Below are 16287 nucleotides of genomic sequence, written 5' to 3' on the forward strand. Positions count from 1 at the left end.
GTGTTGTATGTGGCAATCGCGCTGTTTAGCGGAACGAAGATCTATTATGAGATACACGGCGCCGGTCTTCCTTTATTTTTTATTCACGGTCATGGATTTACGCATAAGATGTTCAAGCAGCAAATAAAGTATTTTTCAAAATATTATCAGGTGGTCGTCTGCGACCTGCGGGGAAACGGGAAATCCGGAAAACTTAAGCAAAATCCAGGCGAAGTGATCGAAATACAATGCCTCGATCTTATAAGGTTAATGAATGTGCTTCAGATCCGCGAGGCGGCCTTCCTCGGTGTATCTTACGGCGGATTGATCGTGCAGCATCTGGCCAAGGAATATCCGAGGCGTGTATCCGCGCTTGTCATTTCGGACAGTTACTGCCGGATCGAAGCATCGACGTTCACGGGTAAATTGCAGCTGGCCGCGGCCTATTGCAGCTGCCTGATCTATTACTCGCCAGGCGAACTGTTCCTTCCAGCCACCCGGTTGTCCTATCAAAGATGGCCTCAGGCGTACAGCGAAGTTAGACATGGAATGCTTCACAAACGGCCGAACGAGCTTTATCGCCAGAAGCTGGCGGAGTGCCACGCCGATTATTCCGAGCATTTGAAAACGGTTGAGAAGCCCGCGCTTTGTCTTGTCGGTGATTACGCCCCGTATGGAGTCGAATGCATGAAGGAAGTCGTATCGCGGCTGCCTGAAGCCCGTCTGGAGATTATTCCGGATGCTTGGGATCCGAGCAATTTGTGCCAACCGGACGTATTTAACGAGCTTGTCCGTCAGTTCTTAATCGAGCAACAGGAAAGCCTCGAAAGAGAGGGAAACCCGGCCGGCGAGGGGAGGTTCGGAATCGTTGTCGACGTATAGGCGCAAAACGCCGGAGGAAATTTTATATTCGATTTCGAAGCTGCATCGGGGACGTTTAAAAATTATTATCGGTTCAGTTAGCGGCTCCGGCAAAACGTATCACATGCTTCAGGAGGGCAATCTGCTACAAGAACGGGGCATCGATGTCGTAATTAGCGCCGTGTCCACGATGCAGCGGATTGAAACGGTGCAGCAGACGCTGCAGTTGGAGAGGGTGCCGAGCATCCATTGGTGGAAGGACGGCAAGGAACAGAAGGATTTGCCGTTGGACGCCCTGTTAGCCCGGAATCCGGAAGTTCTGCTTGTGGACGGGCTTGCTCACCGTAACCGCAAGGAAGCCCGTTTTCAGACACGATTAGAGGATATTCGGTTTCTCATGGACCATGGCATTAGCATCATCACGACAATCAACGTCTACGAGTTGGAAGGCGCGGACGAGTTTGTCTACCGGATGACCGGAATTCACGCGGAGCAGACGGTACCCTCCAATACGCTGGAAATGGCGGACGAGGTAAGGTTGATCGACGTGTCGCCGGAGACGATGCTGAAGCGGATCGACGAAGGGATTTTAGGCGATAAGACGCATCCGGCGATTTCCCGGAGAGGCAACCTTGGCGTTCTGCGCGAGCTTGCGCTTCGCTTGATGGCGGAAGGCGTTAACGAATCGCTGGAAAAGCACCGTGAAGAGCTCGGGCTCGTCGGGCCGTCTGGCGCGGCGGAGCGAATTCTCGTATCGGCGCAATATCACTGGAACGGTTCGCTTCACGTACGCCGGGGCCAGCAGATCGCCAAACGACTTAACGGAGAATTAATTGTCGTGACCTTTGTACCGAACAAGCAACGGCTTACGCAAAATCAGTTAACCTTCAAAAACTCGATCAAGAAGCTGGTCGACAAAGTCGATGCCGCATTCGAGGAGCTTCCTTTGACCCATTCGCGCAAGCTACCCGGTATGCTGGTGAGCTATGCCATTGAACACAAGGTTACCAGAATCGTCATGGGTCATTCGAAAAAAAATCGATGGCAGGAGCGCTGGCAAGGCTCGATCGTCAACCGGGTGCTCAGGCGTGCGCGCAACATCGACGTGTTCGTTATGGCGGACCGGGCGGAGCACGAAGGAGAACGGATTTTGCCGGTCAAGGCGCGTCCTGAGTCCGGCAACAACGATTCGTTCCGTAGACTGAGCTCCTTCGAAATCGAAAAAAAGATCGAGACGATCCGTCGCGGCACCTTCAAGGTATATATCGGAGCGGCTCCTGGCGTCGGTAAAACTTATAAAATGCTTCAGGAAGGCAATGCGCTTCTGAATAAAGGAATCGATGCGGTTATCGGCTTGCTTGAGACGCATGGGCGGAAGGAGACGACGGAACAAGTAGGCACGCTTACGACGATTCCGCGAGCGAAAATCAACTACCAGTCGACCACACTGGAAGAGATGGATACGGAAGCCATTATCGCTCGCCACCCTGAAGTCGTGTTGGTTGACGAGCTCGCTCATACGAACGTGCCGGGCAGCCGAAACAAAAAAAGATACGACGACGTTCTCCGTCTATTAGAAAGCGGGATTTCCGTCATCTCCACCGTTAACGTTCAACACCTTGAAAGCTTAAACGACGCGGTGGAGCAGCTCACGGGAGTGCGAGTCAGAGAGACGGTACCGGACGCCGTTCTGAGAATGGCCGACGAGGTCGAACTGATCGACGTCACGCCTCAAATGCTGCAGCAGCGAATGCGCGAAGGCAAAATCTACGCGATGGAGAAGGTCGATCAGGCTCTCGGCTCCTTTTTCAAAATCGGAAATCTGATCGCCCTAAGGGAGCTGGCACTACGCGAAATCGCGGATGACGTGGACGAGCGGCTGGAGGCGTGGAACCGCAACAGCTCGCTGCGCGGGCCTTGGCGTAGACGAGAGGTAATTTTCGTATGCGTCGACATTTGTCCGCGTTCGGAGCGGCTGATCCGCCGCGGATTCCGCATCGCGCATCGCCTAAAAGCGGAGTGGCATGTATTCTACGTTCGCCACAGCTCATTGATGACGGATGAGGATCAAAAGCGATTGGATACTTTGAGGCAATTGTGCGAACGCCTAGGCGGTAATATGGAAATGGCCGAGGCTGCTAGCCGCAAAGGGGTACGGGATACCTTACTGCAACGAATAAACGAGGTGCAAGCGACCCAGCTCATTATCGGCCAATCCCGAAGACCGCTCTGGTACACCCTTTTTAAAGAGACCGTCGTGCATTACATGCTCCGTACCGCTCGTCACGTGGATATGTTGATTGTTGCAGATTTCGATCCGGTTATATCTGAACAATGAACGAAACGGGCTATGTTGCTCAATAAAAACGGCAGCCGATCTCCTGAACGGTTGCCGTTTTATCGCGACAAATGGCGCATGTAAGTAAAACGCGTCAAAGCGCTCCCGCAAGATTATCAGTTGTTAATCTAACGGGCAGGTTACTTAGATCTTATATTGAATTAAGAGAAAAATAGTGATAATCATTTAGGAAATATTTACATAATGGGGTGATAATCTGGCTGTAGTCGATCCAATAATGTACTCGATACCGGAGAGCTTCGAAAGTAAAAGATTACTTATACGTGCTCCAATATGGAATGATGGCATAAAGGTAAACGAGGCGGTAAAAGAAAGTAAAGAGGAATTACGTCCCTGGATGCCCTGGGCAAAAAACATTCCTACCGTCGAAGAGTCGGAAGTTAGTATCCGTCGATCTCGTTTACAATTCTTGGAACGCAGTGACTTAAGGTTATTACTCTTTTTGAAGGGAACCGATGAACTAGTTGGTAGCAGCGGTTTACTTCGAATAGATTGGCAGGCGCGTAAATTTGAAATCGGATATTGGGTGCGAACATCTTATGCTAATCAAGGATACATTACTGAAGAAGTAGAAGCTATCTCGAGCTTTGCCATAAATGAGTTACAAGCGAATCGAATTGAGATCCGATGCGATGATCGTAATGAACGAAGTGCAAGAGTTGCTGAACGATTGGGAATTAGCTTAGAGGGGACGACCCTTCGAAATGAAAAGTGTGATGTAGATGGCTCTTTGCGAAATACTATGATTTTTTCTAAGTTCGAGGAGTGGAATTTTTCTAAGACCGTTGATTCAACTAACGGGTAATCTCGACTACCGGCTGGAATCGGCATCCTTTCCTCAACAATAGGAGATGATCGATCTGCCTAAAATTATGTGTCCCTGTGGGAGTGTACTTCTTATCGACCATCCCTTGTTCCTTGTCATAATCAACGTCGCAATACAAACAATCATATTGACTGGCCTGGCGGTTTCAATTTAGAGATGATTGGGGAGGCGAAGCCGAGGGCTTCGCTAGAACAGTTATCTAATTCAGAGCGGAGCGACGTCGAATGAGGTGCCCGCTGCGATTAGCCGGCCGGGTATTCCATATTCCCGAGGCTGGTGGTAAAAGCGATATGTTCCAGTTGTAGAAAGGAAGGGGACTGTTCTTAATTTGGCTATATTGGTTTCTGAAACCCAGCCCTTAATGAACTCGCGTGATTCATCTTTTGTTATAGCGCATCCGTCTCCGGCAGCTACCTGACACTGGAACCGATTCGATTGCGGGCAGCTCGAAAGTTCAGGTCACTGCAAATGACGGCAATGGAGGTACGGCAACCTACGATGTCAGTGTTCGTAATGCCCCGCTCGCTCCTAATGGTTGGTTAACATTATTAAACCAAGTTCGCAAAATGGCATCACCTACGACCTGTCAACTATTTTTCCGGCGCGCAAAAAAGCTGGATGAACACCGACATTGTATGTGTCTATATAATTTGGATTTTCATACGCTTCGGTGCCAACATGTACCCACAGAACTGAGTATAGGGTCCTCTGTCTGCTATACTCGGATCTGTAATTACCCGATTACTGTTGTCTGTTGATCGTGCCAGTGTTTGTCCTGGTTTGTGCTCCCAATTACCATCGATACATTGCCTGTACCAATGGTAATCAATAAAATCAGGCCCTGGCGCAACCACTAATGCCATTAGAAAACGTGGAATCTCCGTTTCTTGAAAACAACTATCCGACTTATGACTTCCGTCAGCAATCGCGCCCCTTGTCACTTCATCACAGCTGATACCACTGTACATTTGACCAGCCGCTCTACCTGGTTGTGCAAATGAATCCGTTCTTCGATTTGTTTCAAAATTATAGCAATTATTTTTCCTTACATGATCCGACTGGTTCCAAAAATCGGGTTCAAAAGCGACTTTTTCAAATGGGCAAGGAAGGGTCGTATCCTCCAATTCAAATTTTTCTGGTGGAACATTACGTGGGAAGATCGCAGTCGGCAAGTTCTTCAATTCTTTAGAAATCCATCTGTTTAAATTTGAGTCGAGAGTTGACTCATGATGAAATATCATTGAGTCTGCTGACAAATAGTTGAGCAGGGTCTCAGAATGCCCATCATTTTAACGCATTGCTCAGCACACAAGATCAAAAAGAAATTTCGAAAATGGTGCGGTTGTGGGGATCTTGGCACGTGTGATTCAACTGATCATGGCACTGCGTACATCGCCACTGATTACAATACAGGAATGGGCAAAGGATTTTATGATATCATTGTTTACTTGCGTCACTACCCAATTTCCCAGTTTGAAGTTCCAAACAATAATTCAAAGACATGGGACAATTTTAAAAACGGATCCAATAATTATATGCTCTGGAAATCAGCGATTTTGTATGGACCGAATGTTCCGGGGAGAGACGGCAACTTTCAAACAGGCCATAATGATACGCCTGGTCATCTTCATATCGGCACCATCGGTGTTGAGGTCATCCGAACAGAGTGGAATTGTGATGATAACGTTATGGAAAGAAAAACAATTTGGTGGGCTCTGTGGGATTTCCATAAAGGCTGGAGGGGTCCAAACAATTGGGGAAATGAATGGCTCAGATGCGGACACGAGCTCGATTTTTGGTTTAGGGATTACGCAGACTGGAGACATCAGAAATAATAAGCTTTTTAGAGCGGTGTGTCTCCCGTAAATAAAATTATTTGTAGGAAGAGTGGTGGTAACGTAATAAGAGTTAGACTAAACGCATACTAAGCGTTGGCCTTTCTCCATTGACCAGATTGCCACGTATGATTTTGAAGCCAATGAGATTGATCTTCTCATTAAGCTACTTGCGTATAACCTCTTCGAGCGCTTGAAACGCGAGTGCTGCGAACCGATCCACCGAAGTTACACCATTGCGCGATTCCGCCTTGAGTTCTTACACTGTGCTGCCTCGATTATCCGACATAGTCGCGAGGTGGTTTTTTCATTTTGTAATATTTTTACTTATTTTTTTCAAGAAACATACTTTAGTAGGTAGTGAGGCCTTACACAATTCGTTATGTTTAATCTATGTTCAGTGGAAGGAGAGTCAATGAAGATATGGACCTGCTAGGATATGCGAAAATATCGAATTATTATGGTTATCGTAAAATGGCGTGGAATAGGGATTACAACTTTTAATTTATGAAGGGAGATTAATATGAATACACAAAATAAAGCACAAAATGTACTGGAAGACATCAAAGTCAGTTCGAAACTGAAGCTTGCTACGCTGTGGGCGAGTTTTATGTTTCTATATATTTATGTTGATTATTTCGCCTTATATATGCCGGACAAAATAGAAGGTATTCTGGAAGGAAAAATATTTATATTTGACATTTCATATGTCTTTCTATTGGTAGCACTGATTTCGGTAACAATTCCAGCTCTTATGATCTTCCTTTCTGTTGCCCTGCCGGCAAAAGTTAGTCGCTGGGCAAATATCATTATTGCGGCGGTGTATATCCCCTATACATTGTTTAATTTGACAGGAGAGGCTTGGGTGCACATGGTGTTTGGCGCTGTTGTAGAAGTCGCTCTTCTTTGTCTAATTATCTGGTATGCATGGAAATGGCCTTCTTCGTTGGCCAATAGATAGAAACATACAGGCTGTCGATATTGTTTCGGCAGTGTATTTGTCCTCAAACCTCCTCGAATCCATCCGTCAGCAAGCAAAGGAACAGATAAAGCTATCATGATAAGTAAGCTCGATCAATAGCTCGATCGAGCTTTTTTTGCATTTTTCATCGAACTGTCAGAAAGAATTGTTCCATTCTTGAACGATTAAGGGAGAAGATGTGACCGCGATTGTGCTGAATAAAAGACAGAGATAAAATCAACATTAATTACAAATGGCTTTGGAAGGGAGGCAGTAAAACATGGAAATTGATACGGTACTATGGAGCAGGCTGGTGACAGGAATGACACTAGGGTTCCATATGATATTCGCGACGATTGGTGTCGGTATCCCTCTCATGATCGCGATTGCTGAGCTCATCGGCATCCGCAAGCAAGATTCTCACTACACACTGATGGCTAAGAGGTGGGCACGTGGGTTTGTTATATCTGTAGCAGTCGGTGTCGTAACAGGCACGGCAATCTCACTGCAACTGGCATTGGTGTGGCCGAATTTTATGAAGTTGGCGGGTAACGTTATTGCGCTTCCGTTATTCATGGAGGTGTTTGCATTCTTTTTTGAAGCTATCTTTCTTGGCATTTATCTGTATACGTGGGATCGGTTCAAGAACCCGTATATTCATTGGCTGCTCACAATCCCCATTGTCGCAGGGGCAGGCATGTCCGCTGTTTTTATCACGACTGTGAATGGTTTTATGAATCAACCCGGGGGATTTACCATGCTAGGGGGTCAGTTTACAGCCGTTAACCCGGTTCAAGCGATGCTGAATACGGCGACTTTCTCCAAAGTGTTCCATGTATTAAGCTCGGCCTATCTCACAGGAGCAGCTCTGCTAGCAGGAATAGCAGCCTTTACGATGCTTAAAAAGGGCGTTACGGGATATCACAAAAAAGCACTGAAGCTTATGATGACTGTTGTCCTGTTGTTCAGCGCACTAAACATCTTTGCTGGAGATGTGTCCGCCAAATTTTTGGCCGAGCATCAACCGGAAAAGCTGGCTGCTGCGGAATGGCATTTTGAGACCGAGAGCGGTGCGGATTTGATTTTATTAGGATGGCTTAATGCCGAGCATCAAATTATAGGCGCACTTCACCTGCCGAAGATTCTCAGCTTCCTGGCTTTTGGAAACTTCAACGCGAAAGTAACAGGTCTGAACGAATTTCCTCCGGACGAACAACCTCCGCTCCTTGTGCATTACTTTTTTGACTTGATGGCTGGCATCGGGTTTGCATTGTTGGGCATATCCGTTTTGTATTTCCTATTTACATTCTGGAAAAAACGCAATGAGCACAACAAATGGATACTCCGCATGATTGCTTTAGGTGCGCCGCTCGCGTTTTTGGGAGTCGAGCTGGGCTGGTTTTATGCCGAGTTGGGGCGGCAGCCGTGGATTTTACGAGGATATTTGCGTGTAGAAGAAGCGGCGACGACATCGCCAAGCGTGAGAATTCTATTTTTCCTCTTCCTTCTTCTCTACATCGTATTAGGCGTGGTTAGCGTTTTTGTTCTTCGGCGCTTATTCAACAATAATCCGGCGGAAACTGAGATGGAGAAGTGGGCGCAGCATGCGGACGACAAGAGGACGGGGAAGGGAGCGCATACCTGATGAGTTACGATTTGATTGGGATTTCGGTACTTTGGCTGTTTTTGTACGGGTACCTGATTATAGCCTCCATTGACTTTGGAGCCGGTTTCTTTGCCTTTTATGCTCGCCTGACCAAGCAGGACCACCTCATTAATCGTCTGATTTCTCGTTATTTGTCACCCGTATGGGAGATCACAAATGTATTTTTCGTCTTTTTCTACATCGGCATGATCGGATTTTTTCCGGATACAGCCTATTATTATGGTTCGGCGCTGCTTGTTCCGGGGAGTATTGCAATCGTGCTGCTTGCTATTCGCGGTTCGTTCTATGCGTTTGAAAACTATGGTTCCAAAAATAATATCGTCTATCTGTTTTTGTACGGCGCATCGGGATTGCTGATCCCGGCTTCGTTGTCCGTGGCGCTGGCCCTGTCTGAAGGCGGCTTTATCTTGGCACAGGATCAGTCGGTTTATCTGGATTACTGGGCTTTATTTACCAATCCATTGTCGTGGAGCATCGTTGGATTGGCGATTGTGTCTGTCTTGTTTATTAGCGCTTGTTTTCTGGCGTTTTACGCTTCACGGGCAGAGGATCAAGCTGCGCTAAAACTTATGAGGACCTACGCGCTGTTCTGGAGCACACCGACGATTATTATCGCCCTGACGGCCTTTATCTATTTGGGGCAACACAATGAGCGACATTATCAAAATATGATGGATTTATGGTGGCTGCTTGCGCTTTCTGTTGCCTTTTTCATGATTGCGATGTGGCTGTTATACCGCGGCCGCCGCTACGGGTTAGCATTTGTTTGCATCATGCTGCAATTTTTCTGTGCCTTTTTCGCTTACGGGATCGGGCAGTATCCCTATATTCTTGATCCCTACATTACGATTCAGAGCAGCGTCACCTCATCCTCAATGGGCTTCGCGCTGGTTGTCGTATTTATCGGGGGCATGTGTCTATTGATTCCTTCCCTTATTTTGGTTTTCAAGCTGTTCCTGTTCGATGCAGATTACGTAAAAGGGAAAAAGTAGGCTGATTGCTCGCAGGCTATACGATAAAGGAGTTGAGTTTGGTGAAGGGGAAAAGAAGTTTGATCGCTATACAGATGACCGCCCAACGCAAACGTCTCATTTACCTGACATTCATCTCGCTCGCACTAGGCGCCGCTATTGTAAGTCAGGCTGCATTGCTGGCAGAAGCCGTCCAGCGGATCTTTGTGGAGAATGCCTCTTTTTCATCGGTTGCCCTGCTGCTCGGCATCCTACTGGTCGTGATGGCGATACGTGCACTGTTGTCATATGGGAACGGGACTATTGGTTTGCAAATGGCGGCAACCGCCAAAAAAAATATGCGAGCAGCCGTGCTTCAGAATTTTACGCATGCTTCCATGCCGTCCTCTCTTCGAGGGCAAACGGGGGGGAAGGTCAGTATGGCGCTGGATGCTGTGGATGAGGCGGATAGTTATTTCAGTCAATACATGCCGCGTATGGTGGAAACGGTCATTATCCCCATTCTGATTATGGTCGTTACGTTTACCCAACATGCCAATTCAGGGATCATCATGCTGGTTACGGCTCCGTTTATCCCGATTTTTATGATTCTGGTAGGGTTGAAAACGAAAAATAAATCAGAAGAAAAGGTTGCGCAGTTGGCTGAGTTTTCCAGTACATTTCTGGATTCCCTTCAAGGGCTCGTTACGTTAAAAATATTCGGACGGGCCCGCCGTCAGCAGCAAGAAATCGAACGCAGCAGCTTAAGATACCGTGATGCCACAATGGATATTTTGAAGATTGCGTTTACGAATACCCTCATGCTGGAATCAATTGTGATGCTGAGCATCGGGATTGTTGCGCTCGAACTGGCCATTCAACTGCTTGTCTTCAAATCGATGTCGTTTCACACGGCCTTTTTTGTTTTGTTGCTCGTGCCCGAATTTTACAGCTTGCTAAAGAGTTCGGGAACCGCTTTCCACAATGGGCGAACCAGTATGGGGGCGATTCGCAAGGTTGAAACCATGCTCGCGGACACGAACGATAGAATCGATCCGCAGGATCAGCCGATAAGGCTCCGGACATTCCCGAAGAAACTGTTCCCAATGCCGCCCGTCCTTGAACTGGACAATGTCCGGTTTCAGTATGCACCTGACTCATTCGAGCTGAATACAGGCTCGATCACAATTGGACCAGGAGATCATATTGCCCTTGTTGGTCATAGCGGATCCGGCAAATCGACCTTGCTCCATCTTATAGCGGGATTACTAAAACCGGTGTCGGGGACTATTATGGTGAATGGAAACCCGCTTACTCAACAGAATGAGACGATATGGTTCGAACATATTAGCTACATTACGCAGCATCCTTACATTTTTGCAGGTACCTTCGCCGATAATATCGCGATCGGTGCCGGGCGGGAAGTCTCCAGGGCTGAAATCGAGGCGGCTGCTGCGGACGCGGGTCTTTCGATGGTTGTATCCCAACTGGAGCAGGGATTGGATACCCTTGTCGGTGAAGGCGGTAGAGGACTATCCGGTGGGGAAAAGCAACGGCTAGCCGTAGCGAGGGCTTTTTTGAAACGCCCCTCCATGATTTTGTTCGATGAGCCGACCGTCGGACTTGATCTTCACACCGAGGGCATTCTGCAACAATCGATTGCAACCTTGGCAAAATCGGCGACGATGATCACGGTGGCTCACCGATTGTATACCATTCGAAACGCGGACAACATTTTGTTTATGGACCATGGCGTCCTAAAGGGCTCGGGACATCACGACGAGCTTATGAAACGTCTGCCGGCGTATGCGGAGATGGTCGATGTCCAACGCAAAGGGGTGCCGGGATGAACGAGTTGGCTATTTTGTTCCAAGCTATGATTCGGGAGCGCAAAGATATTATTCTTTCTATTTTAGGTGGGTTTGTCGCCGGCATCGCCGGTGTGGTCCTCTTTTCTGCGAGCGGATATCTCATTTCGCAGACGGTGTTTGCACCTCCGCTGTATACGCTAATCGTACTTACTTCATTGGTCAAGCTGCTTGGTTTGATTCGAGCGATGAGTCGTTATGGCGAGCGCTTATATTCGCATAGAGCGACGTTCTCTATGCTTAGCCGATTGCGAACCTCCTTTTTTGACAAGCTTATTCCTTTAACGCCGGGAATTTTAAGTCATAAACGAAGCGGGGATCTGCTTGCTCGAATCGTTGGGGACGTAGAGAGTTTGCAGCACTATTTTTTACGCGTCGCGTATCCGCCGATCATTGTTGTCATGGTGTTCTTGACGACAATGCTGGCTACCGCCTCCTTTTCTTTCTGGATGGCTTGCTTGATGCTACTCGGTATGCTGGGGACCATATGGGTCGTGCCGGGAATCGTGTTGCTAGGATATCGAAAAATTAATGGGGATGTTCGCAATCAGCGGGCGCTGCTGTCTACGGAACTAACAGAGGTGTTGTATGGTTTCCGGGATCTTAAAGTTTATGGGCAGCTTGCGCAGCGGGAACAGCAACTTCGCCAAGCTTCTGCCGCATTGGCAGCCGAGCAGCAGCGAGCGGCCGGACACCTGCTACGCGGACAATCGATGCATGTCTTTGTCACCTATCTGATTTCCTGGGGGGTGTTGGCGCTTGGTGCTTATCTGATATCGGATGGAACGCTAGCCGGCGTATATCTGGCTATGCTTGTCATGGCCTCATTAACTGTATTTGAAGAAGCAGCGGCTATGGCCACGTTGCCCGCATATAAGCAAGATAGCGAACATGCAGCCAAGCGGCTGACGGAAGCCGTATTAACTCCTGCCATGCAGCCGGTGCAGCCAAGCCGTACGTTGAATACCGACCATGCCGTTTCTATTGAACTATCCGGCGTTTCTTTTCAATATGAAGGGGAGTGGAGGCCGGCGTTGAAGAACTTTTCGTTGCAAATTCCACCTGGCTCCAAAACGGCGATTGTCGGACCTAGCGGTTCAGGAAAGTCCACGCTGATTGAGTTGTTGCTCAAGCTGCGTACGCCGACGGCCGGGGATTTGCGACTAGACGGCATATCGGTAGAAGAGCTGGAGGAGTCGAGCATTTGGAAAACGGCTAATGTCGTGCTGCAGCAAAGCCATTTTTTTCGGGGAACGATCCGGGATAACTTGCTCATGGATGGCGAGGACCATTCTGACGGCGACCTGTTGGATATCCTCGCTAAAGTGCAATTGCCGACCACTTCATTAACGGATCCGGTGTACGAAAAGGGAGAAAATTTATCGGATGGCGAAAAACAGCGCTTAGCCCTGGCGCGGGCCATGCTTCGCAAGGGAAAGCTATGGCTGCTGGATGAGCCGACGTCTTCGCTGGACTATGTGACAGAGCAACATGTTTTGACACACCTATATGAACAGGCTTCCGGAGATACGCTTCTGCTAATCTGTCATCGGCTTAATGGCTTGGAAGGAATGGACAGAATTGTAGTCGTGGAGCAAGGAAGAGTGATCGAATCGGGATCGTATTCAGAGCTGATGGAGCAAAACGGCTATTTTTATAAGATGAAACAAATTGAGTTACAATTAATCGGCGAAACGGGGGACTAAGCATTTAAGGTAAGCTCGAAAAAAAAGAAATAACTTTCGTCCGTATTAATTGATCGAAAATACTTTCGAATAATTCTGATATAAACCAGCAAAGCCCATGAGAAATCGGGTAAGAAGCCAGCGACCTGGATTAACTGGCTTCTTTTATTACATAACGACTTCATAATGTAATATTCCATCATACAACCGGCGAAATATTCGCTTGCATTTTCAGTTCTTGGGTAAATTAGCTCAATAAATTCTATAAATAAGATAATATATGGTATAATATGAAAGTATATTTTATAAGTACTAAAGCGTTATGAAATGGTGGACTAAACGAATGGAACGAACAATTCAATTAATGGAAACCCATTTAAATATCGATCTTGGAAATCCGCCCTTTTTAAATTTAGATAACGGGTTGCAAATTCCATACTCTTCGATTAGGGGGATAACAACAGGTAGACCCATACCAGATGCTTTCAAACTTTATGGTTTTTCTTTTGGAAGAACAAGAAATGGATTATTTAGATTCAATGGAGGTTATCATCTCTACTTTTTTAATAATGAGGTTGATACCCTTCATTTTGACTTGAATAATTTTCTTGTTGGTAAATTTAAAATATCAAAGTTAATCATTGATGTTAAGAACCCTGAAGAAATATGTAAAACGATCTCCGAAAGATTGACGTGATCGTTCAATACCGACAGCATGTCTGATGTCCCGGGCAAGCATCCGGTTTACACTGGCGCGCTGAGTTAATAAAAGCCAGTGTGTGATTATATTAGAGAAGAGGCTGTTGTCACGCAGTATGTGACGAGAGCTTATTTTATTTTATGGGTTAATTTAGTGGCATTATCGTAAAACTTATTTATCCTGCCGAAAGAGAGGCGATCTCAATTTTCTGATCTCCCACAAATTCATAATGAATTCCGCGCTCCGTTATTGTATGTTCGAAGCGACGTCGATCCGCTTCTCCCGCCGGTACTCGCCCGGAGTGATGCCGGTCAGCCTGCGAAACATCCGCGTGAATGAATTAGCGTTCTGGTAACCGACATGAAGAGCAACCTCATGGATTTTGCAATCGGTCGATTCCAAAATTTCCTTCGCCTTCATGATCCGAATATCGTCGAGGAAATCACCGAACGTTTTGCCTGTTTTATTTTTGATGTATTTGCACATGTAGCCGGAGGACAGATTCAGCTTCTCCGCAACGGCGTCCGGTCCTATGTCGTCCCCATAATGCTGCTCCATATAAGCCAGCGCGAAATCGATAATCGAGTCTTTTTCCATTCTCTTATCGTTCATGAGAGTTGCCGCGTAACCGATCAAGCTTCTGAAGAAGTCGTCATACTGCTCCTCCGAAACAAATTCCTTAATCTGTTCGTAGGGCGACAGTTCTTCCTGCAAAGCTCCCGCGTTAATATTTTGCAGCACTAGCGCCAACAACGTTTTGGAAACGATCTCTCTTGCAAGCTGCCGGTACTGCTCCGCCGTTCCGTTCGCGCGGAGCCTGTTCATCATCCGGCCGATCATCGTCATAATGTCCGCTTCGTTGGCTGCGGCCAGACGGGCGGTAAACTCTTTGTCCTCAGACGGCGTCAGATTAAAGTCCTGATGGGGGCCAGCGAAGTTCGAGACGATTTGCGTCTCGCCGTTCAGCCGGCGGCGGCGGATCATTTCCCGCCCCTCGTCATAAGCGGCTGTAAAGCCGCTCGGACTGTACGGCGCAGGCTTGAAGGCGATCGTCACGTAATAATACTCGCTGTCCATGTCAAACACCCGCTTCATCTTGTCGAGCACGCCGCGCAAGGTCCCCGAAGCGTCCGCCCCCGCAAAGACGATCGAGAAGATTAAATCTTTTTCCGACTGTACTGTCTCCGATTGCGGGAAAGCCAGCTGAATATTCAGTTGGATAAATTCGAGAATATGGGATTTCTTCTGCTCCTCGGTAATCAGCTCATGGAAGCGGCGCGTGAAATGAAGATGGAACATGACGAAAAAATAAGGCTTGGACGTATCGATCAAGCTTTGCACGTCGCGGCTCCCGATCGGAATGCTTTTGACTTTGTTCCAGTAGCCGTATTTTTTGAGTAGTGTGTTTTTGTTTTGCAAATCCTTATGAATGCTGCGGTTCGAGGCGATGATCGTCCGCATATTGTCGACGATGGCGTTAAATTCGTTGATTTTGCTGCCTAGCTGAATGTTCGGATTCATTTTGTACATCGACTCTATGATTTTCTGGATCGGGCTTTTGATGCGAATGCTGAGCAGCACGGAAATAATGAGACTGAGCGCGAGCGATACCGCCAGCAGCAGGATGAGAATGGCGCTAAGCCGCGATTTTTTGGCCGCGATGTTCTGGTTCGGGACCACGTTGACGTACGTAAACCCGGTTTTCTCGCCCTGCGCGTAAAAGTAATAGTTATCATTCTTCATATAATAGGTGCCGGATGCCGCGAGCGTCTGCGGAGTTACCGTCTGACCTTGAGCATTCGAGCTGTAATACAACGTCCCGCCGGCGTCGGCAATATAGAAAAGATCGGAAACCGACAAATGGTATTTCTCATAAAGGGCCTCGGCGTCGAGCAGGGCGGCGATATAGTAGTGCTTTTGCAGCTTGCTTTTGACGATGACGGGAAACAGCTTGCCGGCAGGCTCGATTGAGCCGTGTAACGTTTGTCTTGTAAAATCCGCCGCAGGATAAATGCGCATATAAAAATCTTCATCGAACTGCTTTGCCCAGAATGCCGTATCGTATTTGGCGCTGATGTACTGCTTGGCAAACATTTCGTCTTCTTTCATTAATCCGCTTTTGTCAACAAGAAACGAATGGCGGCCGTTATACAGAAACAGGTTGTCCAAACCGAGATTTTTATAATTCATGACCAGCGTTGTAAATTCGACGGCCAAGTCGTTCATCGCGAAGAAGTTCGTTTTATCTCGGCTGAGAGCGGTTACATTTGTGTTATTGTAGAAGTTCGTAGCAACCTCTTCCATTAATTGAAAATGCTCCTCATACTTAGACACGGTGTTGCTCATATTCGATTTGTTGTAAAGGACGACTTCATCATGAATGCTGACGGTAAAAAATTTGAAGGACAGCACATTGAAAATAAAGGAAATGACAATGATGACGATAAATCCGAGAAGGAGTTTCGCAAATAACGAATTTCGTTTCACCCGCAGGCTGTTGATCACCACTGGCACCCCCTGTATCCTATTTTCTCTGCTTTCATAATAGACGATATTGCCGCACGCGGGGAACCTGCAATTTTGAATTAATTATTCAA

General features: G+C 47.3%; 12 protein-coding genes and 1 pseudogene. 11 read left to right on the top strand and 2 right to left on the bottom strand.

Annotated elements, in window-relative coordinates; translation table 11 throughout:
- Positions 1 to 9: 9 nt before the first annotated feature.
- From J4772_RS13560 to J4772_RS13570, 3 genes are all read left to right on the top strand, one after another.
- On the top strand, positions 10 to 861 hold the full coding sequence (locus tag J4772_RS13560; RefSeq protein WP_209075614.1) for an alpha/beta fold hydrolase: 852 nt from the start codon (positions 10 to 12) through the stop codon (positions 859 to 861).
- Positions 848 to 3178, top strand: a complete 2331-nt coding sequence (locus tag J4772_RS13565) for a histidine kinase (RefSeq protein ID WP_209075615.1) — start codon at positions 848 to 850, stop codon at positions 3176 to 3178. The genes J4772_RS13560 and J4772_RS13565 overlap by 14 nt, the downstream gene beginning before the upstream one ends.
- A gap of 238 nt (positions 3179 to 3416) precedes the next feature.
- Positions 3417 to 4004 carry a GNAT family N-acetyltransferase gene (locus J4772_RS13570; protein ID WP_209075616.1) on the top strand — a complete coding sequence of 196 codons (588 nt, stop codon included), beginning with the start codon at positions 3417 to 3419 and terminating at the stop codon, positions 4002 to 4004.
- Between the two features lie 662 nt (positions 4005 to 4666).
- Here J4772_RS13570 and J4772_RS13575 read toward each other — a convergent pair.
- On the bottom strand, positions 4667 to 5266 hold the full coding sequence (locus tag J4772_RS13575; protein WP_209075617.1) for a hypothetical protein: 600 nt from the start codon (positions 5264 to 5266) through the stop codon (positions 4667 to 4669).
- 36 nt (positions 5267 to 5302) lie between these two features.
- Between J4772_RS13575 and J4772_RS13580 the strand changes: the two genes are divergently transcribed.
- The 8 genes and pseudogenes from J4772_RS13580 to J4772_RS13615 all read left to right on the top strand — a co-directional run bounded on the left by J4772_RS13580 (position 5303) and on the right by J4772_RS13615 (position 13687).
- Positions 5303 to 5860 (top strand): hypothetical protein, encoded by a 558-nt coding sequence (locus J4772_RS13580; protein WP_209075618.1) that lies wholly within the window; start codon positions 5303 to 5305, stop codon positions 5858 to 5860.
- A 103-nt stretch (positions 5861 to 5963) separates the two neighbouring features.
- Positions 5964 to 6221: pseudogene (locus tag J4772_RS13585) on the top strand (transposase); the annotation flags it as partial.
- A 162-nt stretch (positions 6222 to 6383) separates the two neighbouring features.
- Complete coding sequence (locus tag J4772_RS13590; RefSeq protein ID WP_209075619.1) at positions 6384 to 6821, top strand: DUF6326 family protein; 438 nt, start codon at positions 6384 to 6386, stop codon at positions 6819 to 6821.
- 280 nt (positions 6822 to 7101) lie between these two features.
- Positions 7102 to 8466, top strand: a complete 1365-nt coding sequence (locus J4772_RS13595; protein WP_209075620.1) for a cytochrome ubiquinol oxidase subunit I — start codon at positions 7102 to 7104, stop codon at positions 8464 to 8466.
- A complete protein-coding gene (locus J4772_RS13600; RefSeq protein WP_209075621.1) occupies positions 8466 to 9479 on the top strand; it encodes a cytochrome d ubiquinol oxidase subunit II in 1014 nt (337 codons plus the stop codon). Before J4772_RS13595 ends, J4772_RS13600 begins: the two co-directional genes overlap by 1 nt.
- 41 nt (positions 9480 to 9520) lie before the next feature.
- Positions 9521 to 11287, top strand: coding sequence for a thiol reductant ABC exporter subunit CydD (cydD, locus tag J4772_RS13605; RefSeq protein WP_209075622.1), 1767 nt, complete (start codon positions 9521 to 9523; stop codon positions 11285 to 11287).
- The gene (gene cydC, locus J4772_RS13610) at positions 11284 to 13011 is read left to right on the top strand and encodes a thiol reductant ABC exporter subunit CydC (protein ID WP_209075623.1); all 1728 of its coding nucleotides are present in this window, start codon (positions 11284 to 11286) and stop codon (positions 13009 to 13011) included. Before cydD ends, cydC begins: the two co-directional genes overlap by 4 nt.
- Before the next feature lie 322 nt (positions 13012 to 13333).
- Positions 13334 to 13687 (top strand): hypothetical protein, encoded by a 354-nt coding sequence (locus J4772_RS13615; protein WP_147310330.1) that lies wholly within the window; start codon positions 13334 to 13336, stop codon positions 13685 to 13687.
- Between the two features lie 249 nt (positions 13688 to 13936).
- Here the strand turns inward: J4772_RS13615 and J4772_RS13620 are convergent, their stop codons facing one another.
- Positions 13937 to 16195: an AraC family transcriptional regulator gene (locus J4772_RS13620; RefSeq protein WP_209075624.1), complete on the bottom strand. Its 2259-nt coding sequence runs from the start codon at positions 16193 to 16195 to the stop codon at positions 13937 to 13939.
- Positions 16196 to 16287: the final 92 nt, after the last annotated feature.

The organism is Cohnella sp. LGH (genome assembly GCF_017671885.1).
Classification (GTDB): Bacteria; Bacillota; Bacilli; order Paenibacillales; family Paenibacillaceae; genus Cohnella; species Cohnella phaseoli.

Coding starts and splice junctions, on each gene's coding strand:
- J4772_RS13600 (WP_209075621.1), top strand. CDS start 8,466: ATGAGTTACGATTTGATTGGGATTTCGGTACTTTGGCTGTTTTTGTAC.
- J4772_RS13615 (WP_147310330.1), top strand. CDS start 13,334: ATGGAACGAACAATTCAATTAATGGAAACCCATTTAAATATCGATCTT.
- J4772_RS13575 (WP_209075617.1), bottom strand. CDS start 5,266: ATGATATTTCATCATGAGTCAACTCTCGACTCAAATTTAAACAGATGG.
- J4772_RS13580 (WP_209075618.1), top strand. CDS start 5,303: ATGCCCATCATTTTAACGCATTGCTCAGCACACAAGATCAAAAAGAAA.
- J4772_RS13570 (WP_209075616.1), top strand. CDS start 3,417: ATGTACTCGATACCGGAGAGCTTCGAAAGTAAAAGATTACTTATACGT.
- J4772_RS13590 (WP_209075619.1), top strand. CDS start 6,384: ATGAATACACAAAATAAAGCACAAAATGTACTGGAAGACATCAAAGTC.
- J4772_RS13595 (WP_209075620.1), top strand. CDS start 7,102: ATGGAAATTGATACGGTACTATGGAGCAGGCTGGTGACAGGAATGACA.
- cydC (WP_209075623.1), top strand. CDS start 11,284: ATGAACGAGTTGGCTATTTTGTTCCAAGCTATGATTCGGGAGCGCAAA.